This is a genomic window from Haloarchaeobius lipolyticus, assembly GCF_051208015.1.
GTDB lineage: Archaea > Halobacteriota > Halobacteria > Halobacteriales > Natrialbaceae > Haloarchaeobius.
In genome coordinates, this window is the sequence record NZ_JBPKGF010000002.1 from 513203 (window position 1) to 539918 (window position 26716).

The following is a 26716-nucleotide window of genomic DNA, read 5'->3' on the forward strand; positions in this document are numbered from 1 at the left end:
GACGGGTTCCAGCTCAGACCGCCCGTTTGTTCGAATCGTCGCCCGCCGACACCGACGCGCCGAGAACCTCGTCGACACGTTCGGGGTCGAGCCCGAGTCCGTTCGCGATTCGGCCGAGGAGCACTCGTTCGTCGTCGCTGACGACACCGTCGGCGGCCGCGACGCGAGCTGCGTAGACGAGCGCGAGCGTCTTGCCCTCGAGCGTCAGCATGTCCGAAAGCCCGGCCGCGACCTTGTCTGCGTTCGTGACCTCACCGGCGTACCGGTCGAGACGCGACTCGACCGACTCGGGGGACCGTCCCTCGAACAGTTCCAGCGCCGCGTCGCGCATCGCCACGGCTTCGGCCCGGTCGAGCGACCCGTCTGCGAGGGCGACTGACATGCCGAGGCGCAGGATTCCTCGGAACATCAGTTCGTTCCCCGGCTCGCTCGAGGGGTCGTACGCATCGGACTCGGTGAGCCACTCGTAGTCGATACCCGCGCCGTCGAGCGACCGGGCGAGTTTCTCGCTCGGTCCCGTGTTGTACAGCCCTCGCCCGACGTCGTAGGCGATGGCGAACGGGTTGACGAGCGCCGTGATGCTCCACCAGCCGAGCACCGCGTTCTTGCCCGCCATTCGGAACAACTTGCTCCGGTTGCACTGGTGGCAGCCGACGAACGACCGCGTCTTCCAGCGGTAGATGACGAGCAGTCCGAGCAGCCCGACGCCCGTGGCGCGCTCCTCGATGGGGCGCTCGCCGCAGTGCGGGCAGGCCACGTCGACCGCGACCGCGCCGGCCGGAATCTCGGCCGTGGTGGCGTCGTCGACGGCGGCACCGTCGGCCGGCCCGACCATGCCGACGAGCGACGCGTCGCAGTCGCTGCAGTATGCGGCGGTCGGGTCGACGTCCGTCCCGCAGTTGGGACAGAGCGCGTCGTTCACACCACCCTCCGGCACGAGGTCGAACCAGCGTCGGAAGAACAACGGGAACAGCGGCGGCACCTCGTCGCCGAGCTCGGCGACCCACGGCTGGGCGATGAGCCCGAGGAACGTTGCGAAACCGATGGTCACGCCCGCACCCGCCGGGGTGTTCCAGAGGGCGACCGTCTCCACCCCGGCGACGGTCGGCAGGAACGCGGCGAAGACCGCTCCGGCGGCGGTGGTCCCGAGTGGAACGCCCGCCCGCGGGAACCTCCACGCGAGACCGGCGAGTGCGCCACCCACAACGACGCCGGCACCGACCGCCACCGGGGAGCCGAGGGATGCACCGGCCACCGCCGTTCCGACGACGAGTCCACCTGCCCCCGCGGCGACCGACCAGCCGAGTCGGGGACGAGTCGTTCCTACCGCAACTCCCGCGGCCGCACCGACGGCCGCACCCACGAGGGAGAGGAGTCCGAGCGGGAGTGTGAGTGCGAGACCTGCGGTCGCCGCCGCGAAGCCCGCGCCGACCCTGGCGTCCCGCATCGTCAGCCAGTAGCCACCGCACGCGAAGACGTACCCGAGCACTCCACCGAACCCGAGTGCAGCCCCGATGGTGCTCACCGTCGCACCTCGCTTCTGGAAAGTGTCATGTCCAGATTCTGTGTCGATACCGTGATAGAAAAGTGGTCCGGCCGTTCCCTCTTCGACGGACACCGGTACTTATGTATTCCCGCTGGTCGCCAGCTTTCGTATGGACCCTCGAAGGAGGCGTTTCGCGTGACATCGGTCAAGGAGTTCCGCATCGAGGAGGCGGCGACGCCGGACGAACTCGGGCGCGGCTCGTTCGTCTTCACCGACGACTACTCCGTGTTCGACTGGGGGAAGATGCCGGACCAGATAGCGAAGAAGGGCGCGTCGCTCTGCTCGATGGGCGCGTTCAACTTCGAGCTGCTCGAGTCCCAAGGTGTCCCGACCCATTACCGGGGCGTCGTGGACGACGGCGAAGTCGTCCCGCTCCGCGAGGCCTCGAGCCCGCCGTGGCAGATGGCCATCGAACTCACCCAGGTTCCCGACCTCCCGCACGAGGGCCGGAACTACGACTACGGCGCATACCACGCCGCCGCCGGCGACAACTACCTCGTGCCGCTCGAGATCGTCTTCCGGAACCGCGTTCCCGTCGGCTCCAGCCTCCGCCGCCGCACGAAGCCGGCGGACCACGGACTCGAGCTCGAAGAGTGGCCAGACGAGGCGGTCGACCTCGACGAGCCAATCGTCGAGTTCACCACCAAGTACGAGGAAGGCGACCGCCACCTCACCCGCGAGGAGGCCGACACCATCGCCGGGAAGGCGAGCATCGGCGAGCTCGAACGCGTCGCCCGCGAGGTCAACCGTATCGTCACCGAGCAGGCCGAAGCCGGTGGGCTCTCCCACGAAGACGGCAAGATAGAGTGTCTCTACTACGACGGCGAGATCCGCGTCGCCGACGTGGTCGGAACCTTCGACGAGAACCGCTTCAGCTTCGAGGGCACCCAGCTCTCGAAGGAGGTCATCCGCCAGTACCACAAGCGGACCCAGCCCGAGTGGGTCGAGGCGGTCCGCCAGGCCAAAGAGCAGGCAAAGCGTGAGAACGTCGCCGACTGGAAGTCCCTCTGCGAGCGCGAGCCGGACCCCCTCGACGACGACGTACTCGCCGTCGCCAGCGACATGTACACCGCCGGCGCGAACGCCTACACCGGACTCGAACTGTTCGACGCGCCGCCCATCGACGTTGCAGTCGGTGCGGTGCAACGGCTGTAGCTCGGCGACTCGCATTCCGTCCGGTAACTCGCTCCCCATCGGGCGACTCGCCTCCCCATCGGGCGACTCGCTTCGCCAGGTCGTCGCCCAGGGACGGCCGGTAAACGGTCCTTTTTTGCCTCGCTTGCGCGAAGCGCTCGATATGACCCAACCGCACCTGCTCGTCGACGAGGGAGACGTACACGACATCGCACTCATCCCCGGCGACCCGGGCCGCGTGGACCGCATCGCCGGCCACTGCGACGACAGCGAGGTCGTCGCGGAGAACCGCGAGTACAAGGTCGCCAACGCCACCTACGAGGGCGTCGACCTGACCATCTGCTCGACAGGTATCGGCTGTCCCTCCGCCGCCATCGCCGTCGAGGAGCTCTCTCGAGTCGGCGTCGAGACGTTCATCCGCGTCGGAACGACCGGCGCGCTCCAGGAGTACGTCGACATCGGCGACATGGTCGTCGCGACCGGCGCCGCGAAGAACGAAGGGACATCGAAGCGCTACGAGGACGTCGAGTACCCGGCCGTCCCGGACTACGACGTCATGACCTCGCTCGTCGACGCCGCCGAGGCCAACGACGAGGACATCCACGTCGGTCCCATCGCATCCGACGACGCGTACTACGCCGAGACCGACGAGTACGTCGAGAGCTGGGAGGAAGCGGGCATCCTGAGCGTCGAGATGGAGGCCGCGACGGTCTTCACGCTCGCACGCCGGAAGGGCCTCGCCGCGGGCGCCATCTGCACCGTCGACGGGAACCTCGTACTCGGCACCCAGAAGGGTACCGACACCGAGGACGACGAGCTGCCCGAGAAGGCGAAGAACAACGTCGGCCGCGCCATCGACATCTCGCTGGAAGCGGTCCGGCAGCTGAAGGAGTAAGCGACGTCTGCGTCGAGTTCTGTCCTTTTCGCCGTCGGTTGTCCCCAAGCAACCGCTCTGGCACGTAATGACGACTGTCCCCAAGCAACCGCTCTGGCGCGTGCTGACGAGTGTGCCTGAACGAGAGTGAAGACCGCGAGTCGGTTCCGCGTGAGGGGCGAGCGCTGGACCGAAGTGGAGCGAAGGGAAGGGCGCAGTCGGCTGGGGAGGGCTACTCCGTCACTCGTGACCGATTGCTCGTCCGAGACTCGTCACACTCGTTCCTCGTCGTACGCTCCCAGATTCATCGACCAGTCGTACTCGGTGTACGCGAGTTTCGGCGTCGTCCCCTCGGGGACCACGCCGTACTCCCGGAGGAACCGGACGATACCCGCCTTCCCGCCGAAGTCCCCACGGTACCACGAGAACAGCTTCGACACCCGAACGACGGTCTCGTCGGCGTCGTACTCGCACTCGCTCTCGAGGAATGACGCCGTGGCCCGGTCCAGCTCTTCGTCCAGGTTCGCCGCGGAGTACGCCGCGATAGGCGGACACGAGGCAGCTCCGCAGTTGAGTGCGAAGTGGACGCGAGGGTCGGCCTCGCGGACGCGGTGCTCGCGCTCGAACGAACTCGTCAGCAGCCTTGGGAGGTAGCCGAACCCGAGAATGCTCTTCGACCGACGGAGGAGACCGTGTTCGACGTCGTCGAGGCTCAGCTCTGTCCCGGCGACCGTGACGAGGTCGAGCGAGAACAGCTTCGGGAAGGGGAGGAACCGACCGTTCTCCCAGCGAGCGGGGTCTTCTTCGAGGCGGTACTGCACGAAGGCGTTGTAGACGTTGACCCAGAACGCGACCGTCTCGTCGTCGCTCGACAGCGTCTCGAGGTCGCGCGTGTCGAGGGCAGCGAGTTCGCGGCGGCGGGAATCCACCGCAGCCTCGTCCCCCGACTTCACCGCCAGCAGGAAGTCGCGGGCGAGGCCGAGGAGGGAGCCGGACGTGGCTGGTGTCATCGTCCAACGGTTCGACGCGAGGTCCTTAAACCGCAGGCTACCGGCCGGTAACCGTGAATCCCCAACAACCCAACCCTAAACCCCCACCCACCGACCGTGACCCGAACGAACGGCTTTACTTCGTGGCGGGGGTAGCCAGGGCCATGCTGGACGAGCTACGGTCACGGTATCACGCCCTCGTCGGGCGGTTACGCCGTGCCGAGCGTCGAGAGGTTCGGGACTTCCTGCGGTGGGTCGAGGACACGGACAACCTCGTCCACCTCTCCTCGCTGGTGCTCGTCCCACTCCTCATCGCGATGGTGACCGCCATCGCGAACTCCGAGGAGCTGCTCCCGTTCGTGCTGTTCCCGCCGCTTGCCTCCGGGACGTACTCGCTGTTCGCCGACCCTGAGGGCAAGTACGCCTCGCCGATGACGTTCGTCGGCGGGCTGACCACCGGCGCACTCTGCGGCTCCGTCGCCATCTGGGTCGCACTGCAGACCTCGCTCCGGGACCCGCTCGGGACGACGGCGATGGTCGTCTCGCCGGTGACCGCCGGACTGGCGGTCTTCCTCACCGCGGCTGCGACATGGGCGTTCCACCTCGAACAGCCGTCTGCGTTCTCGACCGCCCTGCTGGCACTCATCGCACCGGCCATCAGCGGTACCACGAGCCTCGTGACCTACTTCCTGCAGTACACTGGCTCGGTGTTCGTCGCGAGTACCATCGTCGCATCTGCCTTCCACGTCTGGAAGACGAACTTCTACCGCCGCCGGGCCCGGTTCCTCTACCAGACGACGAAGGGCGACGACCACGTGCTGGTCCCCGTACGTGGCGAACACGTCGAGGCGACGGCGATGTTCGCCGCGCGCATCGCCAGCGCCCACGACGCCGGAAAGGTCGTCCTGCTCGATGCGGTCAGCAACGAGGAGATATCCGCCGCCGAGAAGGCCATCGTCGGTTCGGAGACGGACGCCACCCAGGGTGACGCGTCCGAGGGAGAAGCCGTCGACACCACCGCGGAAGCCGAAGAGCAGGTTGCCGGACAGGCGGCCATGCGTCTCGAACGGCTCGCGGGCCGCATCCGGACGAAGCTCGGCGTCCCCTGCGAGGTGGTCGTCGCCACGGAGTCCGCCAACCCGTCGAGCGACGTGCTCCAGACCGCGAAGGAGGTCAACTGCGACCTCATCGTCACGCCCTACGAGGAACGCCACGGTAGCCTCTCTCCGTTCGTCAAACAGCTGTTCGACGACCCACTCGACGTCATCGCCTTCCGCTCGCACACGGGCAAAACACGGTGGAAGCGTGCCCTCATCGCCGTCGCCCGGGCGGGCGAGAACGCGCACGCGATGCTCGACTTCGCCCAGCGGGTGACCGGCCGGGCGGGCGAACTGAGCGTCTGCACCTGCATCGACGCCGAGTCTCGCCGCCGGGCAGCCGAGCAGATGCTCCACAACATCGTCGAACCCTTCGACGGGACGTTCGAGACGCGTGTCTCCTGTACGCCGATAACGCGGTTCTTGACGGCGAATGGGCCCCACCACGACCTCGTCGTCGTCGGTGCGAGTACCGACCGGACCGCCGCCTCCCGGTTCATCGCGCCGCCGACCTTCGAGAAGATACGCGACGTGGACACGGACGTAGCCATCGTACATCGCGGGTCGTAGTCGCTCGGGTGGAAGATGAGTTAATGTCGTTTCAGCGCCTATACTGTCTCCTATGACGTCGATTGCACCACCACGAGAGGAACAGCTCGTCGCAGCCTGCCGAACGGGGTTCGGCGACGTGCTTCGGTCTGTCGTCCTCTTCACTCGTGACGACTGGACCCCGCTTTACACACGCGCGGACCTGCAGCGGGGCGACGGTTCCATGCAGCCGCTCCAGGCCGCCATCGTCGACAACGAGCGACTCGGCTTCGACTCACAGGAGACCTACAGCTCCCTGGCCGCGAAGGACGAGATCGCCGCGGCGTTCGGGACGTACTACCTCACTATCAGGGCGTTCGAACACGGCTACCTGGGCCGGGTCATCGTCGGTGACACCGGCGTCATCGTCACCACGGACGAGATGGACATCGACGCGTTCGAGGACGTGGCCGTGTCGCTCCGGAAGTTGCTCGAGTAGACGCGGCCTTCTCTCGGGTAGGGACGACCGTTTCCGGACACGCCCGTCACTCGTCCGACTCCTTGTCCTCTAAGAGCTTGTCCGCGATCTGCTCCGTGTTCTTTCCGCTGAGTGCGGACTCGACGAGCAGGTGCCCGCCGATACTGGCGGGAGAGATGACGGTGTCTGCGCCGGCCCTGCGGAGCTTGTCGGCGTTCTCCGTCTCGGTCGCGGCGGCGACGATGCGGATGTCGGGCCTGAGTTCACGCGCCGTCAGGACCGCGAGAGCGTCCTCCGCATCGTTGTTCGTCGCGGCGACGACCGCCGTCGCGTCCGGCAACTGGGCCCGAAGCAACGGTTCTTCGTCGCTCGGGTCGGCCGTGATGACGTTCATCCCGCGGTCCGAGAGCTCGCTCGCCCGTGCCGGGTCGGGCGTGATGACGACGAACGGGACGTCCCCGTCGGTAAGTTCGGTCAGTATCGGTTCCGTCAGGTCACCGTAGCCGAGAACGATGACGTGGTTCTCCAGAAGTTCGAGCTGTGATTCTGTCATTCTACCAAGTGCTTTTGCGAACCGGGCTTCGATGAGCGGGGTGAACAGCGACGCGAGTGCGACAGCGAAGCTGGCGGTGCCGAGGACGACCACACTGATGGCGAACAGCTGGCCAGAGATTGACTCCGGTCCCGGGGTGACGTCGCCGTAGCCGACGGTACTCGCCGTGACGATGGTGAAGTAGAACGCATCGAGCATCGCATCAGAGCCGCCCACAGAACTGATGGAGGGGAACTCGTCGCGGAGGGTATACGCACCGAACGTCCCGTACAGCTGGACGCCGATGAGAGAGAGGCCGGCCGCCTTCTGCGTCGCCGAAAGCGAGACGGCCCGGTCGAATCGCCGGCGGTGCAAGAGCAGGACCGGAATCGACAGCACCGACAGCACGACGAGCGGGTACGAGTAGCTACTCCCCTGCACGAGCCCCTGTGCGGCCGTGACCGGGAAGAGCACGAGCGCCGAGTAGAGCGCGAAGCGGAGCCCCCGTCGCAGGCCGTAGGCACTCACGAGCATGACGAACCCGGTGAGCGTGCCCGTGAACCCGGCCGTCTTCTGGACCGAGTCCGGGAGGTAGCCACTCAACAGCCCCGCGGTCACCTCTGCGGGGGCGATCATGGCCGTGAGTCCGGTGACGACCGAGAGGATGGCGACCGCCGTCGTGAGGACGAACGGGGCGCGGACGCCGGTCAGTCGATTCGACGACTCCATGTCCACTCCTCAGTCGGGACGTTGTATAAAGCCCGGCGACACGACCGCCGTCTCTGCCTCTGGGTAGACGTTGTCGGTACAAGTATAATGGACGCGTCCGATTGCATCTCCATGACGTCACTGCCAGTCGAAGTTCTCTTCGGCATCTATCTCGGTCTCCTCGCGGGTATCGTTCCGGCACTCGTCTCCGGGGCGCTGGGGTTCATCTTCAAGTACTTCACGGGGGTGACCCTCCCCGGGCTCGGTGTCGTCGTCCTCGCGACAGCGGTCGCAGGTGTCAACGGTGGGCTGATGGGACTGCTGGAAGAGAGCATCAAGACCTCGCCGCGGTTGCTCGTGGCGACCATCGTCGTGATGATGCTCGCACTCTGGGCGCACAGTCAGGGCGACAAGCTGGGTGCGAACATGCCCCGTCGGTTCTCCCTCTCGGCGCTCAGGAAACGGACACTGTCCACCGAGGTGGTCGACTTCGTCGGCGGCGTCGGGAAGGTCACGCTCCGGGCGACCGGCCCGATCCGCGACATGGAGGGCTATCCGCCGCTGTCGTCGGACCTCCGCACCGAACTCGCGACCGGCTCGTGGCAGCTCCCCGCGGACCTGCCGCTGTCGGAACTGGAGACTCGCCTCGCCGAGCGGCTCAAGACGGAGTACGACCTCGCAGACGCCTCGGTCTCGCTCGACTCGCAAGGGCGAGCGAGTATCACGGCTGCCCCACCGTCGAGCGGCCTCTCACGCCGGATTCCGCCCGGTGAGCGCGCCGTCTCGGTCCAGGCGCTCGTTCCGACCGGCTGTACCCGGGGCGACGAACTGCTCATCCGGAGCAAGCACGTCCTCGAGTCGCCGGAGACGACGGACGGTCCGGGGAACGACCCCACCGACACCGAGTCCGCCGGTACTGGACACGCAGGTGAAACGACGGTGTCCGAGTCGAACGGTGGAACGGTCGGAGGCGATGCTGGGACTCCGCCAGACCCAGTAGCAGAACCGGAACCCGTGACCGAGGAACGGCTCGTCAGAGGCCGGCTCCTCAGTGCCGATTCCGGCGACGGCTCGAAGGACAAGAAGAAGGCGGCGAAGGTGGAGACGGACGGCGGTGAAGACGACGTCCAGCCCGCGACGCCGTCTGCCCCGACGACGGCGGGCGGCGACGGCCGTGTTACCGTGGCACTTCCCCGTTCGGCAGCGACGGACCTGCTCGACGTGGACCGGGCTCGAATCGCCGTCGAGTCTCGCGGCACCCGCCGCGAGTTCGAACTCGTGTCGCTCCTGCGGCGCTCCGGCAAACGCTTCCAGAAGGTGACGGTCCGAGCCGACGGTCCCCTCGACGGGGTCACCCTCGGTGAGGCGAGCGTCAGGGACACGTACGACGTGGCCATCCTCGCGATTCGTCACCCCGTCTCCGAATCCGACGGGGAGGCGCGCCGTCGCTGGGCGTTCTCCCCGAGCGGGACGACCCAGTTGCACGCCGGCGACGAGCTGTTCGCCGTCGGGAGACGCCCTGCACTTTCGAGTTTCGTGGGGGTGGTCGCGTGAGCGAGCATTGCGAGCGAGCGCGAATACACCGAACTGCGGGTTCGGGGGTGGTCGCGTGAGTTCACTCCTCGTCACGGACCTCGTCGCACAGGTCGCCCAGCCGTCCATCGGGCTCTCACCGAGCCAGTTCGCGGTCGCCGCCAGTCGGATAATCGGGCTCGCCGCGCTCTCGGCGGCGGTCGCGGCTGGCGTCGCCGTGGTCTACCGCTGGTACACTCGACAGAAGGTCCCGGAGGGAGTGGCGATACTCGTCGGTCTCGCCGTGGTCGCGCTCGTCCTCAACACGGAACAGACGCTCTCGCACGCGATAGCAGATGGGTCCGACGAAACTGTCGCTATCGACGTCGTGCCGGCCGTCATCACGCTCGCCTCGTTCGGACTCAGCGCGATCGGGGCCGGTCTCGGGCGTCGGTTCGGGGACAGCTTCGCGGCCAACGCGTTCGCTGTCACCGGCGCGGCGAAGCTCGACCGTGAGGTCTCACAGCTGGTCAGGGCGGTCGGCCGGGTCGTCACCGTCACGCTCCCGGAGGAGATAGAGGACATCGACGGCTACGACCCCGTCGACCAGGAGACCAAAGACGACCTCGAGGGGACGACCCTCGTCTTCCCGCGGCGGATCACGGTCGCCGAACTGCGTGACCGTCTCGTCGCCCGGCTCAAAGACGACTACGGGGTCGGGCACGTCGACGTCGAACTCGACGAGGACGGAACCTGTGGCTACCTCGCGCTGGGGTCACGTGCGGCCGGACTGGGCCCGACGCTCGCGCCCGGGACCGTCGCAGTGGCCATCCAGGCCGACCCCGCACACGCCGCCAGTCCCGGCGACGTCGTACAGGTCTGGGAACGAACCGACGACGGCCTGACTCGCCGTGCGACCGGCGAACTCCGCGCCACGAAGGACGACGTCGTCACCCTCGCCGTCGACGAGACCGATGCGGCGACGCTCTCGGACGAGACCCGGTACCGGCTCGTCACGCTTCCGACCGAGTCGAACGCGGACCGCGAGTTCGCGTCGCTCCTGCGGGCCGCCGACGAGACGATGGGCGCGGTCGCCATCGAGGCTGCGTCGCCGCTGGTCGGCATCTCGGTCGGGGCCCTCGACGTGACTGTCGCCGCGATTCGCAGCCCCGACGGCTCCGTGACGGCGATACCACCCCGGGCGACGACGCTCGAGGCGGGGTCGACCGTCTACGTGGTCGCCAGACCCGACGAACTCCGGACGTTCGAAGCAGCCGCGCATCCGGACGGCGACCGGGCGAGGACAGCGGAAACCCTTTCCTGACGGCGTTCGCGCTTTCAGTATATGCACTGGAAGCTGTTCGCTGACCTCGCCGAGATCGCGGGCGAGAAGGAGGTCGACATAACGGTCGAGTCCGACGAACCGACCGTCGGCGACGCCCTCGACGCCCTGTTCGAGACGCACCCGGCCCTCAGAGACCGCGTCCTGGACGACGCGGGCGAGCTCGAACCGCAGATAAACGTGCTCCTCGACGGCGAGAACGTGCTGGTCGACGGCGCCGGCCTCGACGAGCCAGTCAGCGAGGGGAGCGAACTGGCGCTGTTCCCGCCGGTGAGCGGTGGGTGAACGCAGAGTCTTTCGACGATTGCTGGAAGCGATCGCGCCCTCCAGAACGGCACTACCGTCTCACGACCGCTCGAGAGGAGTTCATTCTCGGGCAGAAGAAGTACCGCTCTCCGTCTGAATCGGCTTGAGTCGGCTGGCTACGACGACCCGAATCGCCCGCGGTAGTCCGCCGTCAGGTCCGCCGCCATCACGAAGTCCGGCTCGTCCGAGATCTCGGTTCTGAGTGCGGAGACGTCGGAGACGAACTCGACGGTCTCCGGGACGAGCACGCGGGTCCGTTCCGCACCGAGTTCGGCCGCGTCACGGCGGATGGCCGCGACGAGTTCTCGGAGCGCATCCAGGTCGCCGGGTTCCCACGCCGCGACGCCGTACTCCGCCCAGTGGACGAGTTCGTCGTCCTCGTTCGGCCGCTCGTAGTCGCGGACGCGGTAGGTGACGCCGCGGAGACCCTCGTCGCTCGTCACGGTCGCCAGCATCGTGTTCTCGCTGGTCCTCGCGAACTTTTCCTTCGTCAGTTCGACGACGGCCCACGACTCGTCCATCGCGAGGCCGAGGCCGACGAGGTGGTCACGGGCTGGCGAGTCGGTCCAGTAAGACCACGCCTGAGCCGGGTCGTCTGTCGTGTCGAGAGCGTCGGACCCGGACGCATCCGCGTTCGGCTTGGGATGCATCCATCGGAACTCCGTGGCGGGACCGAAGCCCACGCCGCGCGAGTGGCCCAGTCCGGCGACGTTCCACGAGAACACCATGTTCCGCGCGACGGTGGCGCCCCGTTCGCGTGCCCAGTCCCACATCTCGTGGGTGAGTTCGAGGCCGATGCCGGTTCCCCGGTACGCGGGGTCCGTTCGCATCCCCTGGCACCAGGCTTCGTGCCCGGACAGCAGGACGGTCTGGGCGATGGAGACGACACGACCGTCGACCTCGGCGACGCAGGTGTACTGGCGGTCGTACTCGTCCTCGTCCTCCAGCCAGTCGTGGTAGATGCGCGGGATGTAGTCGCTCCCGCCGCGGTCGGCCCACGTGTTCTCAGTGAAGCCGACCACGTCGTCGTGGTCGTCATGGGTCGCCCGCCGGTACGTCAGGTCTTCGTCCATCTACGCGTTCCAGGGACGGGACTGCTCGGTTATCTCGCCCGCGAGCGGCTCGCGCATCGCCCGGGCGACCTCGCTCTCGTCACGGTTCGCGAGCACCCACATCAGCTTGACCTTGGCCGTCGCGGGGAGCATATCCTCGCCCTCGACGACGCCCGCATCGAGCAGGTCGCGGCCGGTGTCGTAGACGCGGTCGCAGACGCGGCCGGAGAGACACTGGCTGGTCATGACGACCGTGGTTCCGTCGTCAACGAGTTCCTCGATCTTCGGGATGAAGTCCGTGTGGACGTGGCCGAGGCCCGTTCCCTCGATGACGACGCCGGATTTGCCCTCGCAGAGGTCGAGGAAGCCGGGGTCCATCCCGGGCGTGAACTTCACGAGCTCGACGTCCTCGTCGAGCTCCGCGTGCAGGTCGAGTTCCGTCTCGCCGCGTGCGGCGACCTGCCCGTCGAACGAGACCGTCTCGGTGTCGTAATCGACGGTACCGATGGGTTCGGCACCGATGGTCTGGAAGGCGTCACGGCGCGAGGTGTGGTTCTTGCGGACGCGGGTGCCCCGGTGGAGGGCACAGACGTCGTCGCTCTCGGTCGCGTGCATGCAGACCATGACCTCGGCGGCGTCGGCCTTCGCGGCCTCGACGGCGCAGACCGCGTTCATCACGTTGTCCGAGGAGGGGCGGTCCGCGGACCGCTGGCTGCCCGTGAAGACGATGGGGACGGGCGTGTCGAGCATGAACGAGAGCGCCGACGCGGAGTACTGCATCGTGTCGGTGCCGTGCATGACGACCACACCGTCTGCCCCGTTCTCTATCTCCTCGTGGACGGCCTCGGCGAGGTCCTGCCAGATGGGGACCTCCATGTTCTCGGAGAGGATGTTCGCGACGACGCGCCCACGGTAGTTCGCCCGACCCGCGAGGTCCGGGACGGCCCGGAGGACGTCCTCGGCGTCGAACTGCGCCGTGACGGCACCGGTCCGGTAGTCGACCGTCGAGGCGATGGTCCCACCGGTCGAGATGAGCGCGATGGTCGGGAGGTCCGGGTCGAACTCGACCTCGCTTGTGTCGCCGCCTTCCTTCTGGGCGTCGGCGATCTGGTAGACGTCCGATTCGAGCACCTCGACCTCGCTCTCCTCGCGGTCCAGCCCGACGTTGTAGCCGCCGTCAAGCTTGACCACCAGCTGTGCCGCCGTCGACGAGGGCAGGAGGACGCCCTCGTACTCGCTCTCGGCCCGCGTGACGCGGACGCGGTCGCCTGGGTTCATGCGAGGCGCTTCGCTACGGCCGGACGTAAAGGCATCCTTCTCGGTGACGGGCGTGTGCGGAGTGGTCGACTGGTACGACTGAAACCACGTGGCGTGCGCTGAACTCCGCACCGAACCCGATGAGGTGGCGAGTTCGAAGTCGCGCGAGGGATGAGCACTGGACTGGAGAAGCGGAACGGAGGGAAGCGCGGAACCGGCTGGGGAGGGAAGCGCGGAACCGGCTGGGAAGGGAAGCGAGGCAGTGACGCCGCCTCGAGACGAACGGGCCAGAGTGGCCCGTGAGCAGTGGTGCGGCACGGGAGCTGTGGCGCGGCCCGTGAGCAGTGGTGCGGCACGGGAGCTGTGGCGGTTCCGTTCTATCGTGACTCGCAGAGTGCTTCTCGGAGAAACTCGCTCCGACGAGTACCGAGGAGACGCGAGACGGCGACGGGATTCTCAACCGCTCGTTCCACCCACGAAAAGGCTCTTGTCAGCTCCGACAGTACCCTCTCCCATGACCGACCGGTCCGGGGAGAAGGAGGTCGAACGCCCTCCAGAGAAGTCGACCGAGGACCTCCTCGCGGAGACAGACCGGCTGCTGGCGGAACTCGATGGAAGCGACGACGGGAACTCGGAGAGTAAGCGGTCGGAGTCGGAACGGTCGAAGTCGAGGGAGTCCCCCGACGGCGAGTTCGGGATGGAGTTCGACCCCGGCCAGGAGTCGAAGACACGAGGAGATGGTCCGACCACCGACAGCGAGGGCTGGCGGCGCATCTTCAACCCGAAGTCGTTCGTGCTCGCCGCGGTCCTGCTCGCAGCCGGCTACCTCGTCGGCGCGATGGCCCCGCTCGGCGGCCTCGGCTCGTGGCTCGGGATACTCGTGGCGGCGTTCTCCTACGGGCTCGGGACCTCGAAGGGCCGTTACCCGGAGACTGCACTGGCGGGGGCGGGCATCGGCCTCGTGACGGCGCTGTTCAACCGGACCGCGATGCTGTTCCTCGCGAACGGACAGGGGGAACTGGTGCTCGGTCTCGGCGCGTTCCTGGGGCTGCTCGCAGGGCTCGTCGGCTACTACTTCGGGAGCGACCTCAGGAAGGGATTGACGTCGGGTCCGGACGACTTCGAAGACGACCTGTCGTGGTGACTGCGTGGACTGCGCGGGCGCTTCCCGTCACTCCGCCAGCGTCCAGCCGTCCGTCGTGTACCTGACCAGCCCGTTCTCCTGCAGGTCGGCCAGCACCTCCTCGACCATCGCCGGCGGCGCGTCGACCGAGTTCGCGATCTCGATGACCGAGTGTGAGTCGGAGCGAACGGCGAGCAGGATGTCGGCGTAGAGCCGCGAGTCCGCCCCAGCGCCGACCGACTCCGTGATTCGGTCGAGGACGTCCGTCATGCGGCCTTGGACCCAGCGCTGGGCCATCGAGAGCTCGTTCTCCAGCTCTTCGAGCCGCGAGAGGTCGGCGATGAGGTCGCGCGGTTCGTGGTTCTCCTCGGTGTACTGCACGTCGAGTTTGAGGTGGCGACACGTCGTCATGTCGAGGCTCTTCGAGGCCGGATAGGCACTCTTGGTGGCGAAGCCGTACGGCGAGACGTTCACCTCGAGGCGGAGGTTCCGCGCGATGTGGAAGTACTTGCGGCGCTGGTCGTCGGTGTGGCTCTCGATGAGGCCGGCGCTCTCGAGCTTGCGAAGGTGCTCGATGACGGCCTTCGGGCTCACACCGAGGTACTCGCTTATCTCGGTCACGTAGCACGGTTTGCGTGCCAGGAGACGGAGTATCCGTCTACGGTTCTCGTTCCCGAGGAGGTCTAGCAACGCCGCGGAGTCCATCTATCCTCACCTTGGCGAGGGGCGCGTAAAAGAATGACTGTGCTACCGTCGGACGGCGGCGAGGTCCACGTCGAACGCGGCGCCAGTCGCGAGCAGGTCGTCGGTTCCGGTGTCGGTACCCGCCAGGGTGTCACCGGTCTCGTTCGTCAGGTCGAGTACCGTCTTCGAGGAGTTGTTACCGGGCCTGTCCGTTGGCGGACCGTTCTTGCCGTTGTCGGACGAGCCGCCGTCCTTCCCGCCACCCTTTCCGGGCTTGTCCTCCGACTGGCCTTTGCCCGGGAGGTCAACGGGTCGGCCCTTGCCGGCGAGTTCCTGTGCCATCGCAGCGACCTCGGGTCCGGCGAGTTCGCTCGCGTTCGACCGGATCTCGTCGATCGCCGCCGTATCGACGCCGGCCTCCGTCGCCCTCGCTTCGGTCTGGTCGAGCGCGCTCTCGAGGGCGACGAGTCGGCTCGCGAGCGAGGCGAGCTGGGCGCGGTACGCGACCGGATTCATCACGTCCTTGTTCGCCTCGAGACGCTCTTTCTTGGCCCGCAGCGACTCGACGCGCTTCGCGAGGGACTTCGTGCGCCCCTCGACGAGCGCGGCCTTCGACTCCGTATCTGCACCCTTCCAGGAGGCGTTCCACATTCCGGTATCGACCGTCGCGTTCGCGTCCGCCGCGGTCGATTGCATGAACGTAGACATCGCAGCCCCCATCGACCCGTTCTCCGACCCGTTGGTAGACTCGTTGGTCGACTCGTTGTCGGGTAGTTCCGTCTCCCCTTCCAGCTGCTCCGAGACCGCTCCACCGGTGTCGACACCCGTCGCCGCGACCGAGAGTGCCCCCGTGAGGAGCATCGTAGCGAGCACGATGGCGAATATGCTCCGCATCGATATCTCCTACGAACAGCACGGGTAAAAAGAGGGTTCACCGTTCGTACCGTTCACGGGGGCGCCGGCGACCGTTCATCGCCCGGTCCGGACTGTTCAGAATCGTTTCGCCCGACGCCTGCGGGCGATTCTACGCGAGGAGTCGAGATGCGAGTCGACAAGTAATTAGCCCAGAACCCTTTTGCCTGTCAATGCCTCACACAGAATGTACAGCAATGTTCGAGGAGTTCTCGCGTGGCTACTACTTCGGACGGATGTACGTCGTTCCGTACGACGGCGACCGTCCAGTCATGCAACGCGACCAGCACGCCAGCGTCCGCCGGCACGTCTACGCCGAGGACGCAGAGGAACCGACCGCAGCGAGTGGACAGGACCCGCTCGTCATGAAACTGGACACGAGTCACATCGCCGTCCACGGCGAGGCCGCCGTGCCCGCCGACACACTCGCGGTACCGTCCTCGCTCCTCGACCGACTCGACGTCGATGGCGCCCGAGAACCGACCGAGGTCTTCCTGGCGAAGGCCGACCGGGCCGAACAGCTCATGCGGTTCACCGGCTACGGCGACCCGGACCCGTTCGGGGGACGGAACGAGTCGTTCGGCGACCGGGGCGGTTCGTTCAGCAGAGGCCGCGACTCGTTCCGTGACGACGGAGGCCCGTACCGTGACAACCGCGACCACTTCGGCGGGGGAAGCGTCGGAACGTAGAAGTACGCGGCTCTCGGTTTTCGAGGCGATGCTCGACGAGTTACTCGGGCGCGCGGAGCTGAAAGAGCGAATCGACGAGCTCGAGGAGGAGAAGCACCACCTGGAGCGCCAGCTCGAGGCCGAACAGGAACGGCGCGCCGACGCGGCGAGCGCGCGCCAGTCGGCAGAAGAGCGCGTCAACCGACTGGAGGACCGCATCGCGCAGCTGGAAGGCGAACTCGACCGGGTTGGCGGCGAGGAGGTAGACCTCGACTTCGCCGCCCGAGAGGATCTGCGGGGTGATAGGCTCTCGGCGGTGCTGTCACGGCTCGAGAGCCTCGAAACCGGCGCGGAAGGGGCGCTCTCCGCGATGGTTACCGACGAGGTTCCGGACGCGGTATCCGACGCACTCGGCGACCGTGCGGCGCTGGTCGAACGCGCCGCGCCCTGCCTGGTCTACACCGACGACGCCGGTCTGGTCCGGGCCGTCCTAGAGCCGCCCGTGGCTCCAGCCGCCTTCTGCGAGTGGAGCGACGGCTTCCGCGTCGACCGGTCCTGGTTCGAGCCCACCGGCGCGTTCACCCTGGCTCTCGTGCGCGCGGACCTGTTCGCGATGGGGACGTACGACGGCCGTGAGCAGGTCGACTTCACCGGCTTCGAGAGCGACGTCAAGGGAAAGCACTCGAAAGGTGGGTTCTCGCAGGCGCGCTTCGAGCGGATTCGCGACGGCCAGATCGCAGACCACCTCGACGACTGTCGCGAGGCCATCGAGGACCGGCGGGCCGACGACGGACAGGAGGACCGCCGCCTGTTCGTCGTCGGTGACCGCCGGCTCATCCGCGAGTTCGACGAGGTGACCGCGACCGCCGCCGTCGACGCCACCGGTTCACCCCGTGACGCGCTCGACGACGCCTTCCACGAGTTCTTCACGACGACGCTGTCGCTCCTCTGATACGCCGTATCCGGCGGCACCCGTCGCCCGACCTGTCGATAGACGGTGACTAATTCGGCCGAAGCGGCCAGTCTTAACTACCCCTGCGAAGAACGCACTCGCATGCGTACCGCGATCCTCGCCCACGAGAAGTTCCCGGACCGGGCCAAGACCGCCCTCGGACTGCTCCGCTACTCCGACGACGAAGTCGTCGCCGTGCTCGACCGCGATTCTGCCGGCACTCGCGTCCACGACCACGTCCCGGACGTACAGGACGCTCCCATCGTCGAATCGATGGACGAAGTGCCGGAGTGCGACGCCCTCGTCATCGGCATCGCTCCCATCGGCGGCGGCTTCGACGAGACCTGGCGCGACGACGTGCGAACGGCGCTCGAACGCGGCTGTGACGTCATCTCCGGCCTGCACTACTTCCTCGAGAGCGACGAGGAGTTCGTCCGTCTGGCCGAGGAGAACGACTGCGAGCTCTGGGACGTCCGCAAACCCCACGACGACCTCACGGTCGCACAGGGCGTCGCCGGCCAGGTCGACGCCGAGGTCATCCTCACTGTGGGCTCCGACTGCTCGGTCGGCAAGATGACGACGACGATGGAGCTCTGCGAGGCCGCCCGCGAGGCCGGCCACGACGCCGCGGTCATCCCGACGGGCCAGACAGGCATCATGATCGAGGGCTGGGGTAACCCCATCGACCGCGTCGTGAGCGACTTCACCGCGGGTGCGGTCGAGGAGATGATACTCGAGATCGGCGACGACCACGACTACCTGTTCGTCGAGGGGCAGGGCTCCATCGTCCACCCGGCCTACTCCGCCGTCACCTGCGGCATCCTCCACGGCGCACAGCCCGACAAGCTCGTCCTCTGTCACGTCGCCGGCCGCGAGGAAGTCCACGGTTACGAGGACTACCCGCTCCAGCCCCTGCCGACCTACGTCGACCTGTACGAGTCGCTCGCCGCCCCGGTTCACGAGGCCGAGGTCGTCGCTGGTGCCCTCAACACGATGCACGTCGACGACGACGCGACTGCCCGAGAGGCAGTCGAGGACTACGCCGAGGAGCTCGGCGTCCCCGCCGCCGACGTGGTCCGATTCGACCCCGAAGAGGTGCTGGAGGCGCTCCTATGAGTCTCGAGCTGTCCGTCGAGCGCGTCGCGATGGAGCTCGCGGAGACGTTCACCATCTCCCGCGGCTCGCAGGACGTCGCCGAGAACGTCGTCGTCCGGCTCTCGGACGGGGAGCACGAAGGCGTCGGTGCGGCCGCACCGTCCGAGCACTACGGCGAGACTGCAGCGACGGTCGAGGCCGCCCTCTCGGAGCTTCGTCACCGTATAGAGGCCGTCGAGGACCCGTTCCGGGTAGACGCCATCGAAGCCGACCTGCAGGCCACCCTCCAGCGGAATCCGGCCGCCCGGGTGGCGCTCTCCATCGCCCTGCACGACCTCGTCGGCAAGCGGCTCGACCTCCCGCTGTGGCGGTACTGGGGCCTCGACCCCGACGCCGCGCCCGATACCTCCTACACGGTCGGTATCGCCGACCCGGAGACGATGGGAGAAAAGGCGGCACGTGCCGCAGACGCAGGGTACGATATCCTGAAAGTGAAGGTCGGCACCGACGACGACCGCGCCCGCATCGACGCCGTCGCGTCGGCCGCCCCCGACGCCACCATCCGTGTCGACGCGAACGAGGGCTGGACGCCCAAGCAGGCCGTCGAGAACGCCCGGTGGCTGGCCGAGTACGGCGTCGAGTTCGTCGAACAGCCGGTCCCCGCCGAGGACCCCGAAGGGCTGCGCTACGTCTACGAACACTCGACGCTCCCCATCGCGGTCGACGAGTCCTGCGTCGAACTGGACGACATCCAGCGCGTCGCCGACCGGAGCGACGTGGTCGTGCTGAAGCTGATGAAGTGCGGCGGACTGACCGAGGCGCGTCGGATGATCGCCGCGGCCCGTGCACACGGACTCGAGGTAATGCTCGGCTGCATGATAGAGACCGACGCCGCCATCTCCGCCGGCGCACAGCTCGCGCCGCTCTGTGACTACGTCGACCTCGACGGCTCGCTGCTCCTGGACGAGGGGGCCGACCCCTTCGATGGCCCGGTCCGCGACGGTGGCAGTATCGAACTCGACGACGCACCCGGAATCGGCGTCACAGAGAACTGACTGGCGGCGTCACTGAAAACGTACTGGCGCCATCGACGAGGACTGACCGCCGACACGCCCTCTTCTCCCGCGAAGACGTCAGCCGTCCCCGAACACCGGCCACACCGATAGTCGACGAGGCAGGTAGCGTCGAACGCTCGGCCGCCCGCTGCACTCCCGTTCCACGACGGATTCGAGTTCTCCGGGCGAGAGGAGCCGCTCTCGCCCGTCCGAACGGCTCGTAACCTTCAGACGCTCGGCGTCTGCCTCCCGGTCACCGACGACGGCGGTGTACGGCACGAGCCCGTCGGCCGCCGCCGAGAGCCGCGTTCCGACCGGTTCGTCGGTCCGGTCGTCGACGTCCGCCCGCAGCCCGGCAGACTCGAATCGTGACGCCAGCGTCTCCGCCTTATCGACGTGCCGGTCGCCGATGGGGACCAGCCGGACCTGCGTCGGCGCGAGCCAGGTCGGAAGCGAGCGGCGAGAATCGGCCTGGGCCCGCGCGAGCGCGGCCACGACACAGTGGTCGAGGTCACCGACGGGGGCACAGCTGACGGTGACGGGCTCACTGGCGGTGTCGACAGCGGCGGCTTCGACGTCATCCACGTCGGGCAGTTCGAGCCGCGCGAGTTCGACCGGGCGGCTAGCACCATCGTCGACGACCAGGTCGAGCCCGACGCCCTTCTCCCGCGCCGAGTCCGGCTGGGCCCCGACGAGAAGTGGCTGGTCGATGGTCGCGGCGAGCCCAGACAGCCAGTCGGCCTCCGCGTCGAACCGGGACGCAGAGAGCGTGACGACGGGAAGCGGGTCGAAGTCGAGGTCGCGAAGGAGCGACGCCGCGAGTGCCGACAGGTCGACGAACTCGTCACGGGCAGCCGCCCGGTTCGGACAGCGGGCGTGGATGGTCGGCGTCCCGGTTCCCGTCTCGAACAGGCGGGCCGTCCGAGCGTCGTCTCCTCCGCCAGCGTACCCGACGGTGTCGGCCGGCGAGCGACCCCCGTCGTCGGCTTCGACGGGAACCGCACCGGCGTCGAGTACCCGTTCTTCGAGGAACCGACGGAGCGTCTCTCGAACCAGTCTCCCCGCGGGTAGGAAAGAAATGCCGACGTCGTCGCCGCGACCGTCTCCAGCGACGAATTGAACGGATTCTCGCATCCCACCGGACTCTCGAACCGTGGACCAGAGCGCGCCCGTCTCGCTGTACTCCCCGGCGGTGACGGCGCGAACGAGATCGTCTCGTTGGTCCTCGACCCATTCTTCGCCCATGACTGACCGCTGGCCGGCTTCCGTCACGCGGAACCAGTCGGTCTCGTCGCTGCGGTCGGCTCGTCGCTCGTGAGAGACGGACAGTACCCGTTCGGCGAACGGGTGTCCCTTGCACCGGAGGTCGAACGACGTGTTCCAGCCGAGTGGGGCCCGGAGGACGGTGAGCTCGTCATCGAGCGCCGAGTGGAGTCCGTCCAGTAGCTCGCGGGCGACGGCCGTGTCGGTCCGGTCGTCGCGGAGGTCACCGAACGGATAGAGGACGACCGGGTCAGCGTTGAGGCGTCCCGCTAGCTCGCGCAGTTCGGCGGCCCCGTTCGCGACGAGCCGGTCCACGTCCCGCCCATCGCCGGGTTCGAACGTGACGAACGCGGCCACGCAGCCGTCGGCCGAACCCTCGGTAGGGCGGTCCTCCTCGGCGTCGGGGGCGATGGCTTCGCTCGCCTCGAACCCGAAGTGCTCGGCGTGGGAACACAGCAGTCGCATGGATAGCGCTCACCCCCGGACGGCAAAAACGCTACCGCAGTCGGGCTCGCGGTCGATTGCGGTCGATTGCAGTCGCCCTATCTCGATTCGCTGCCGCCGTCCCGTCTCGGACCGTCGGCGCGGTTCTATCAGTCCCAGTCGACCTCGTCGGTCCGGTCCGTCTCGCGCAGGATGAGCGGTCCGATGGAGAGGGTTCGTTTCGTCACCGTCGCGATTCTGAGCACGTAGGAGAGCATCAGGGCGAACGGGACGACCGCGATGGTCGTCGTCACCGCGAGCAGGAGGAGGAGCTTGTCGATGCCCAGAATCGTCCCCGCGAACGCCGGCGCGTCCGCGTCGAAGAAGACCAGCATGGCACTCGTGACGACCAGTGCTGGGACGGCGGCGTACGACATCGCGCGCGAGAGGTCGACGAGCTCCCACTGGAAGTACAGCGTCTTGATGTGCTCGCGGGCGGGGCCGAACAGCTCCAGCGCCTCCACGAGGTCCTCGAACGCCTCCTCGGCCTCCTCCGTGAGTGAATCTTGGTGGTCGTGTTTCACGCGCCTGACGGCGTATATCTTCCAGGAGTAGTTGTAGTCGAGCGCGGCGAACAGCACGTCGAACGCCCCGAAATTCGCACCGTCGAGGCTCTCTTCGACGCCGTTCGCGTTCTCGACGAGCCCGTCGACGACCTGTTCGACCTGCTCGCGGAGGTCGTCGTTATCGGCGTCCGATACCGCCTCCTTGACCGCGTTCGCTCTCGCCCGCGAGACGGCGACGAGCGACCGAAGAAACGCCGACGGCTCGGCCGGGGCGACCGGCGCGTCGATGGTGTCGGCGACGTCACCACGGAACTCCATCGCGCCCTGCATCCGCTCGCGCTGGTCACCGACCGCGCCGAGTTCCTGCGATAGCACGAGCTGGTTCAGCGTAAGCACCAGCGTCACGCCGGTGATGATGGCCGTGACGAACGCCTGGAACAACGTCTCGATCGGGTCACCGTCCGAGAGCAACGAGTGGACGTCCGACGGATGGGCGACGCCGATGAAGACGAGGGCGACGAAGACGAACAGGCCGATACCCGCCGCGACGAGCAGCCGGTTCGCGTCCATCAAGATGCGGAGTTTCAACGAGCTGACGTTCGCTCGTTGGCGCATCGTGTCGCGCGGCTGGCTGTCGCTATCGCCGTCGTCTGACATTGTGGATGTTTCCTCTCGCGACATCGAAAAGGGTACGGCCTATTCGTTCTCCCGAGAGGAACCGGCGTCCCGGCCGAAGTCGACGCCACGGATCTCGAACCGGGCCCCGCCGGTCCGGCCGTCGGCAACGGTTATCTCCCAGCCGTGTGCCTCTGCGATGGATTCGACGATGGTTAGCCCGAATCCGGTTCCGTCCTTGTTGGTGGAGTAGCCGTACTCGAAGACACGCCCTCTGTCCTTCAGAGGGATTCCCAGACCATCGTCCTCGACGAAGAAACCCGGCTCGTCGTCGAGCAGCCCGATATGGACGGTTACGGCGTCGCTTCCGTGCTCTATCGAGTTCCGGAACAGGTTGGCCAACAGGTCGTGCAGTCGCCACTCGTCCGCGAGGATGTGCTGTTCCCTCGGGAACTCCATGTTCAGGGTCGCCCCCTGATGGTCGATGACCGACCACGCCGACGAGACGACGGACGGGAAAGAGACAGACTCGAGCTCTTCGACAACCTCTCCCTTACGCGCCAGAGTGAGCATGTCGTCGATGAGGTTCGACATCCGCCCCAGCGCTTGCTCGGTCTTCTCGAGGTACCTGTCGTCTCCCGTTTCACGTCCGAGTTCGAGGTTGAGACCGGCGACGGTGAGCGGGTTCCGCAGGTCGTGGCTGACGATGCTCGCGAACTGCTCGAGCCGCTCGTTCTGCCGGGCGAGTTCCCGTCTCAGCGCACGGTCCGTCACGTCACGCCCGACGCCGACGAGACCGCGCGTTTCGCCGTCGGCCCCTGGGAGCCGTGCGGCCGTGAGCTCGTAGGGTATCTCGTCTCCGTCTCGCGTCACGAGTGTCGACTCGACCTGCGTCGTCTCACCAGTCGAGACCACCTGCTGGAACAGCCGCCTGACGGCCCGCCGACTCGATTCGCCGACGAACTCGTCGAGTGACTTCCCCGCGAGCTCTGCGTCGGAGTGGCCGGTGACGGCCGTCATCTCCTCGTTCCACCGGGTGAGCCTGAGCGAATCGTCGAATACGTAGAAGATGTCCGGTAGTGCACGGAGCGCACTCTCCGTGAACGCTCTCTCCTGACGAATCTCGTGCTCTCTGCGCTCTTGCAGCTCGAGTGATTGCCAGCGGGCGGTCAGCAAGGTGTTGACACGTGCACCCAGTTCCGCCTGGCTCGTCGGGATGACGACGCGGTCGTCTATCAGTTGCCAGATATCGTCCTTGACGTGCATCCGCTCGCGTTCCCGGTGGACCAGCAGGTACGGCAGGAACAGCGGCTCCGCCTCCTTCTTGACTCGCTCGAGGGCGGCCCGGTGATTGCTGAACGTCGCGAGGTCGAAGATGCACAGGTCGAACTCGGTCGGGAGTTCGTCCTCACCCGGTGACTTCACTGCGAACTCCTTCGAGAGCCACTCCGTGAGCAGTTCCCGGTTCCGCTTGTGCACGAGCAGTAGCACGACGGTGTCCTGGAACTTCTGCTTCGGGATGGCGCTCGGCATCAGTCGTCCAGGTCCTCCAGTCTAGGAACCACCTCGAACCACTCTGGCGTCCCCGTCAGTATTCCGTGGAGTCCCTCCAGCGATTCGCCGACGCTGATTCCCGTCTCCGCGATGGTGAACTCGCGCATCTCGGAGTCGAATGGGCCTGCGCGCTTCTTCAACACGCCGATTGCCCGGTGGATGCGTGCACCGAGCTCGAAGTAACAGAGGAAGATGATGTTGTCGGCCAGGTAGCTCGCCCGACGGCTCGTCGGCCGGAAGTGGCGTAACGTCGTCTCCATCTCGGTCGTGAGCAGGGTCGTGACACCGACGTTCCGGAGGTAGCCGACCAGCGCGTGGAGCCGGGAGATGAGGTCGACGTCCTCGCCGGTGATGGAGGCGAGGTAGCCGTCGATGCCGTCGATCATGACGTGTTGAGTGTCGTTCTCCTCCACCTCCCGCCGGACCTGACGTGAGAACTGCTCGGCCGAGTGCTCGTACGCCTCCACCTTGATGATCTGGACCATCTCCTTCGCAGCCAGCTCTCGAATCGGTAGTCCGATGGATTCGGCGCGGAGCACGAAGGTGTTCTCCGACTCCTCGAACAGGTAGATGACGCCCCGCTCACCTCGCTTCGCAGCGGTCATGATGAACTGCATCCCGACTGTCGTCTTCCCGACGCCCGTCGGACCGCTGAGGAGCGTCGTCGTCCCGCGTTCGATGCCACCGTGGAGCAGTTCGTCGAGACCGTCGGTGTCGAACGGGAGCGTCACAGCTTCGAACTCGAGATGGAACCGACCGGGCTTGAGCAGCGAGAAGACCTGCATCCCGTGCTCCCCGATTTCGACGGTCTGGGGGCCGTGTTCGAAGTCCGTCCCTCGCATCTTCGTCACTTCGATGTGGTGGAGGACGTCGCCGTAGTAGAGATGGATGTTGCCGTCGCTGATGAACTGCAGGTCGTCGTCCGGGAAGTGTCGCGTCGACTGCGAGGTGAACAGCGTCGTACAGCCCCGTTCTTTCAGGTACTGGAGGAACGAGAGCACCTCCTCTCTGAACTGGTACTCGTCCGGAGAGAGGTACCGGAACTGAGTCAGGGGGTCGACGAACACCCGTGATGGATTGTGCTCCTCGACGGCCTCCGAGATGACCTCGGTGAACTCCCCGCGCTCCACCTCGGGACTGGTGAAGATGTCGTACATCTTGTTCTCGATGAAGAAGTCGGACGCCGGGCTCAGGTCGAGAATCGGTACCTTGGCGATGTCGAGGCCCATCTCTGCCGCGTCCGACCTGATGTCGGCCTCAGGTGCGCCGAGGTTGATGAACAGCACCGACTCACCTCTCTCGGCGCCCTCGACGAGAAAATGTAAGCCGACGAGTGTCTTCCCGACCCCCGGTTTCCCCCGAACCAGATAGCACCGGTTCTTTATGTACCCTCCATGGAGGACCTCGTCGAGCCCATCGATTCCCGAGGCGACCCGTTCAGACATGATGAGGACAGTAAGATGCCGACGGGGATGATTGTTTCTAGAATGTTACCAAGAGGACGATGGTGAGACCGACCGGGGGACAGGCCGTCGCCGAAGAGACCGTTCGCTACTTCTCGGCGTCCGTCTCTTCGTCTTCGTCCGCCGTCTCCGTCTCTCCAGCGTTCCCCCCGGCCGTGGCCTCCGCCGCTTCGACCTCCTGCTCGAGTTCTTCGAGGTCAGTTCTCACGTCGTCGTCGCTCAGCTCCTCGGCGTCTTCGGTCTCGCTGGGCGACCCTTTGCCCATCTCGGCTTTCAGCGTCTCGAGTTCTGCGTCGACCTCGCTGGAGGAGTCCAGTGCCTCGAGCTCGCGGTCGATGGCGTCCTTGTCGGAGAGCGCATCGTCGAACGCCCCCTTGTCGTACAGTTCGTCCATCGCGGCTGCACGGGCTTCCATGTCCTGGGTGCGCTCTTCGGCGCGCTCGATGGCCAGCCCGACGTCTTCCATCTCCTCGCCGACGCCCGTCATCGCCTCTGAGACTCGGTTGCTGGCCTCTGCCGCCTCGTAGCGAGCCTTCATCGACTCCTTCTTCGTGCGGAACTCCTCGATGCGGCTCTGGAGGGTCTCCTTCTTCTCGACGAGCTGGTCCTGCGTGTTCTGGAGCTGGTCGATCTGCGCCCCCAGTTCCTCTATCTGGGTCATCTTCGTCTTCTTCTTCTCGAGCGCCTTCCGTGCGAGGTCCTCGCGGTCCTGCCGCACCGCCTCACGTGCCTGACGGTTGTGCTTCTCGACGTCCTCCTCGAGCCTGCGTTTTTGCATCTCCAGTCGCTTCTTCTGCGTCGTCAGGTCCGCGATGCCGCGTTTGACCTGCTGGAGCTGGTCCCGCATCTGCTCGTAGGAATAATCGAGCGTCTCCGTCGGGTCCTCCGCCCGGTTGAGGATGGCGTTGATCTTCGACTTGATCACGTACGAGGCCCGCGACAGTATTCCCATACCCGTTTATTTCATCCCACGAACTTAAAAACGTCA

At 66.7% G+C, this 26716-nt stretch carries 24 protein-coding genes; 12 read left to right on the forward strand and 12 right to left on the reverse strand.

Annotation, left to right across the window (positions count from 1 at the left end):
- Positions 1-13: 13 nt before the first annotated feature.
- Complete coding sequence (locus ACSC1Y_RS05670) at positions 14-1525, reverse strand: TerB family tellurite resistance protein (RefSeq protein WP_435333718.1); 1512 nt, start codon at positions 1523-1525, stop codon at positions 14-16.
- A gap of 156 nt (positions 1526-1681) precedes the next feature.
- Between ACSC1Y_RS05670 and ACSC1Y_RS05675 the strand changes: the two genes are divergently transcribed.
- Both ACSC1Y_RS05675 and ACSC1Y_RS05680 read left to right on the forward strand, forming a co-directional pair.
- Positions 1682-2701, forward strand: coding sequence for a phosphoribosylaminoimidazolesuccinocarboxamide synthase (locus tag ACSC1Y_RS05675; RefSeq protein ID WP_435333719.1), 1020 nt, complete (start codon positions 1682-1684; stop codon positions 2699-2701).
- A 142-nt stretch (positions 2702-2843) separates the two neighbouring features.
- Positions 2844-3575 (forward strand): guanosine phosphorylase, encoded by a 732-nt coding sequence (locus ACSC1Y_RS05680; RefSeq protein ID WP_435333720.1) that lies wholly within the window; start codon positions 2844-2846, stop codon positions 3573-3575.
- 251 nt (positions 3576-3826) lie between these two features.
- Here the strand turns inward: ACSC1Y_RS05680 and ACSC1Y_RS05685 are convergent, their stop codons facing one another.
- Positions 3827-4564, reverse strand: coding sequence for a DUF547 domain-containing protein (locus ACSC1Y_RS05685; protein WP_435333721.1), 738 nt, complete (start codon positions 4562-4564; stop codon positions 3827-3829).
- Between the two features lie 143 nt (positions 4565-4707).
- Between ACSC1Y_RS05685 and ACSC1Y_RS05690 the strand changes: the two genes are divergently transcribed.
- Positions 4708-6210 carry an HPP family protein gene (locus ACSC1Y_RS05690; protein ID WP_435333722.1) on the forward strand — a complete coding sequence of 501 codons (1503 nt, stop codon included), beginning with the start codon at positions 4708-4710 and terminating at the stop codon, positions 6208-6210.
- 52 nt (positions 6211-6262) lie between these two features.
- Complete coding sequence (locus ACSC1Y_RS05695) at positions 6263-6667, forward strand: DUF7522 family protein (protein ID WP_435333723.1); 405 nt, start codon at positions 6263-6265, stop codon at positions 6665-6667.
- Between the two features lie 46 nt (positions 6668-6713).
- On the opposite strand, the gene ACSC1Y_RS05700 is transcribed toward ACSC1Y_RS05695, so the two are convergent.
- Entirely contained in the window at positions 6714-7907 is a 1194-nt protein-coding gene (locus ACSC1Y_RS05700; protein ID WP_435333724.1) for an NAD-binding protein, read from the reverse strand.
- Positions 7908-8018: 111 nt separating this feature from the next.
- On the opposite strand from ACSC1Y_RS05700, the gene ACSC1Y_RS05705 reads away from it, so the two are divergent.
- Genes ACSC1Y_RS05705 through ACSC1Y_RS05715 form a run of 3 tightly spaced genes read left to right on the forward strand, consistent with a single transcriptional unit; the run spans position 8019 to position 11025 of the window.
- The gene (locus ACSC1Y_RS05705) at positions 8019-9440 is read left to right on the forward strand and encodes a potassium channel family protein (RefSeq protein ID WP_435333725.1); all 1422 of its coding nucleotides are present in this window, start codon (positions 8019-8021) and stop codon (positions 9438-9440) included.
- 55 nt (positions 9441-9495) lie between these two features.
- Positions 9496-10722: a TrkA C-terminal domain-containing protein gene (locus ACSC1Y_RS05710; protein ID WP_435333726.1), complete on the forward strand. Its 1227-nt coding sequence runs from the start codon at positions 9496-9498 to the stop codon at positions 10720-10722.
- Between the two features lie 21 nt (positions 10723-10743).
- Positions 10744-11025 carry a ubiquitin-like small modifier protein 1 gene (locus tag ACSC1Y_RS05715; protein WP_435333727.1) on the forward strand — a complete coding sequence of 94 codons (282 nt, stop codon included), beginning with the start codon at positions 10744-10746 and terminating at the stop codon, positions 11023-11025.
- Positions 11026-11162: 137 nt separating this feature from the next.
- Here the strand turns inward: ACSC1Y_RS05715 and ACSC1Y_RS05720 are convergent, their stop codons facing one another.
- Together ACSC1Y_RS05720 and gatD are read right to left on the reverse strand one after the other, a co-directional pair.
- On the reverse strand, positions 11163-12119 hold the full coding sequence (locus tag ACSC1Y_RS05720; protein WP_435333728.1) for a GNAT family N-acetyltransferase: 957 nt from the start codon (positions 12117-12119) through the stop codon (positions 11163-11165).
- Positions 12120-13376: a Glu-tRNA(Gln) amidotransferase subunit GatD gene (gene gatD / locus ACSC1Y_RS05725; RefSeq protein WP_435333729.1), complete on the reverse strand. Its 1257-nt coding sequence runs from the start codon at positions 13374-13376 to the stop codon at positions 12120-12122. It lies immediately after the preceding gene.
- 493 nt (positions 13377-13869) lie between these two features.
- Here gatD and ACSC1Y_RS05730 point away from each other — a divergent pair, with 493 nt between their 5' ends.
- The gene (locus ACSC1Y_RS05730; protein WP_435333730.1) at positions 13870-14499 is read left to right on the forward strand and encodes a DUF8526 domain-containing protein; all 630 of its coding nucleotides are present in this window, start codon (positions 13870-13872) and stop codon (positions 14497-14499) included.
- A gap of 27 nt (positions 14500-14526) precedes the next feature.
- Here ACSC1Y_RS05730 and ACSC1Y_RS05735 read toward each other — a convergent pair whose 3' ends face one another.
- Positions 14527-15183, reverse strand: a complete 657-nt coding sequence (locus ACSC1Y_RS05735) for an ArsR family transcriptional regulator (protein WP_435333731.1) — start codon at positions 15181-15183, stop codon at positions 14527-14529.
- A 42-nt stretch (positions 15184-15225) separates the two neighbouring features.
- Positions 15226-16056 carry a hypothetical protein gene (locus tag ACSC1Y_RS05740; protein WP_435333732.1) on the reverse strand — a complete coding sequence of 277 codons (831 nt, stop codon included), beginning with the start codon at positions 16054-16056 and terminating at the stop codon, positions 15226-15228.
- A gap of 215 nt (positions 16057-16271) precedes the next feature.
- On the opposite strand from ACSC1Y_RS05740, the gene ACSC1Y_RS05745 reads away from it, so the two are divergent.
- The 4 genes from ACSC1Y_RS05745 to ACSC1Y_RS05760 all read left to right on the forward strand — a co-directional run bounded on the left by ACSC1Y_RS05745 (position 16272) and on the right by ACSC1Y_RS05760 (position 19844).
- Entirely contained in the window at positions 16272-16763 is a 492-nt protein-coding gene (locus ACSC1Y_RS05745; protein WP_435333733.1) for a DUF5802 family protein, read from the forward strand.
- Positions 16764-16791: 28 nt separating this feature from the next.
- Complete coding sequence (locus ACSC1Y_RS05750) at positions 16792-17694, forward strand: Vms1/Ankzf1 family peptidyl-tRNA hydrolase (RefSeq protein WP_435333734.1); 903 nt, start codon at positions 16792-16794, stop codon at positions 17692-17694.
- Between the two features lie 102 nt (positions 17695-17796).
- The gene (locus tag ACSC1Y_RS05755; protein ID WP_435333735.1) at positions 17797-18810 is read left to right on the forward strand and encodes an N-acetyltransferase DgcN family protein; all 1014 of its coding nucleotides are present in this window, start codon (positions 17797-17799) and stop codon (positions 18808-18810) included.
- Positions 18807-19844, forward strand: coding sequence for a dipeptide epimerase (locus ACSC1Y_RS05760; protein WP_435333736.1), 1038 nt, complete (start codon positions 18807-18809; stop codon positions 19842-19844). The genes ACSC1Y_RS05755 and ACSC1Y_RS05760 overlap by 4 nt, the downstream gene beginning before the upstream one ends.
- Positions 19845-19922: 78 nt before the next feature.
- Here the strand turns inward: ACSC1Y_RS05760 and ACSC1Y_RS05765 are convergent, their stop codons facing one another.
- The 5 genes from ACSC1Y_RS05765 to ACSC1Y_RS05785 all read right to left on the reverse strand — a co-directional run bounded on the left by ACSC1Y_RS05765 (position 19923) and on the right by ACSC1Y_RS05785 (position 26680).
- The gene (locus tag ACSC1Y_RS05765) at positions 19923-21572 is read right to left on the reverse strand and encodes a threonyl-tRNA synthetase editing domain-containing protein (protein WP_435333737.1); all 1650 of its coding nucleotides are present in this window, start codon (positions 21570-21572) and stop codon (positions 19923-19925) included.
- A gap of 128 nt (positions 21573-21700) precedes the next feature.
- Positions 21701-22753: a DUF7972 family membrane protein gene (locus tag ACSC1Y_RS05770; protein WP_435333738.1), complete on the reverse strand. Its 1053-nt coding sequence runs from the start codon at positions 22751-22753 to the stop codon at positions 21701-21703.
- A gap of 39 nt (positions 22754-22792) precedes the next feature.
- The gene (locus tag ACSC1Y_RS05775) at positions 22793-24244 is read right to left on the reverse strand and encodes a two-component system sensor histidine kinase NtrB (RefSeq protein WP_435333739.1); all 1452 of its coding nucleotides are present in this window, start codon (positions 24242-24244) and stop codon (positions 22793-22795) included.
- Positions 24244-25710: an ATPase domain-containing protein gene (locus ACSC1Y_RS05780; protein ID WP_435333740.1), complete on the reverse strand. Its 1467-nt coding sequence runs from the start codon at positions 25708-25710 to the stop codon at positions 24244-24246. The genes ACSC1Y_RS05775 and ACSC1Y_RS05780 overlap by 1 nt, the downstream gene beginning before the upstream one ends.
- A 106-nt stretch (positions 25711-25816) precedes the next feature.
- A complete protein-coding gene (locus tag ACSC1Y_RS05785; protein ID WP_435333741.1) occupies positions 25817-26680 on the reverse strand; it encodes a PspA/IM30 family protein in 864 nt (287 codons plus the stop codon).
- Between the last annotated feature and the right edge of the window lie 36 nt (positions 26681-26716).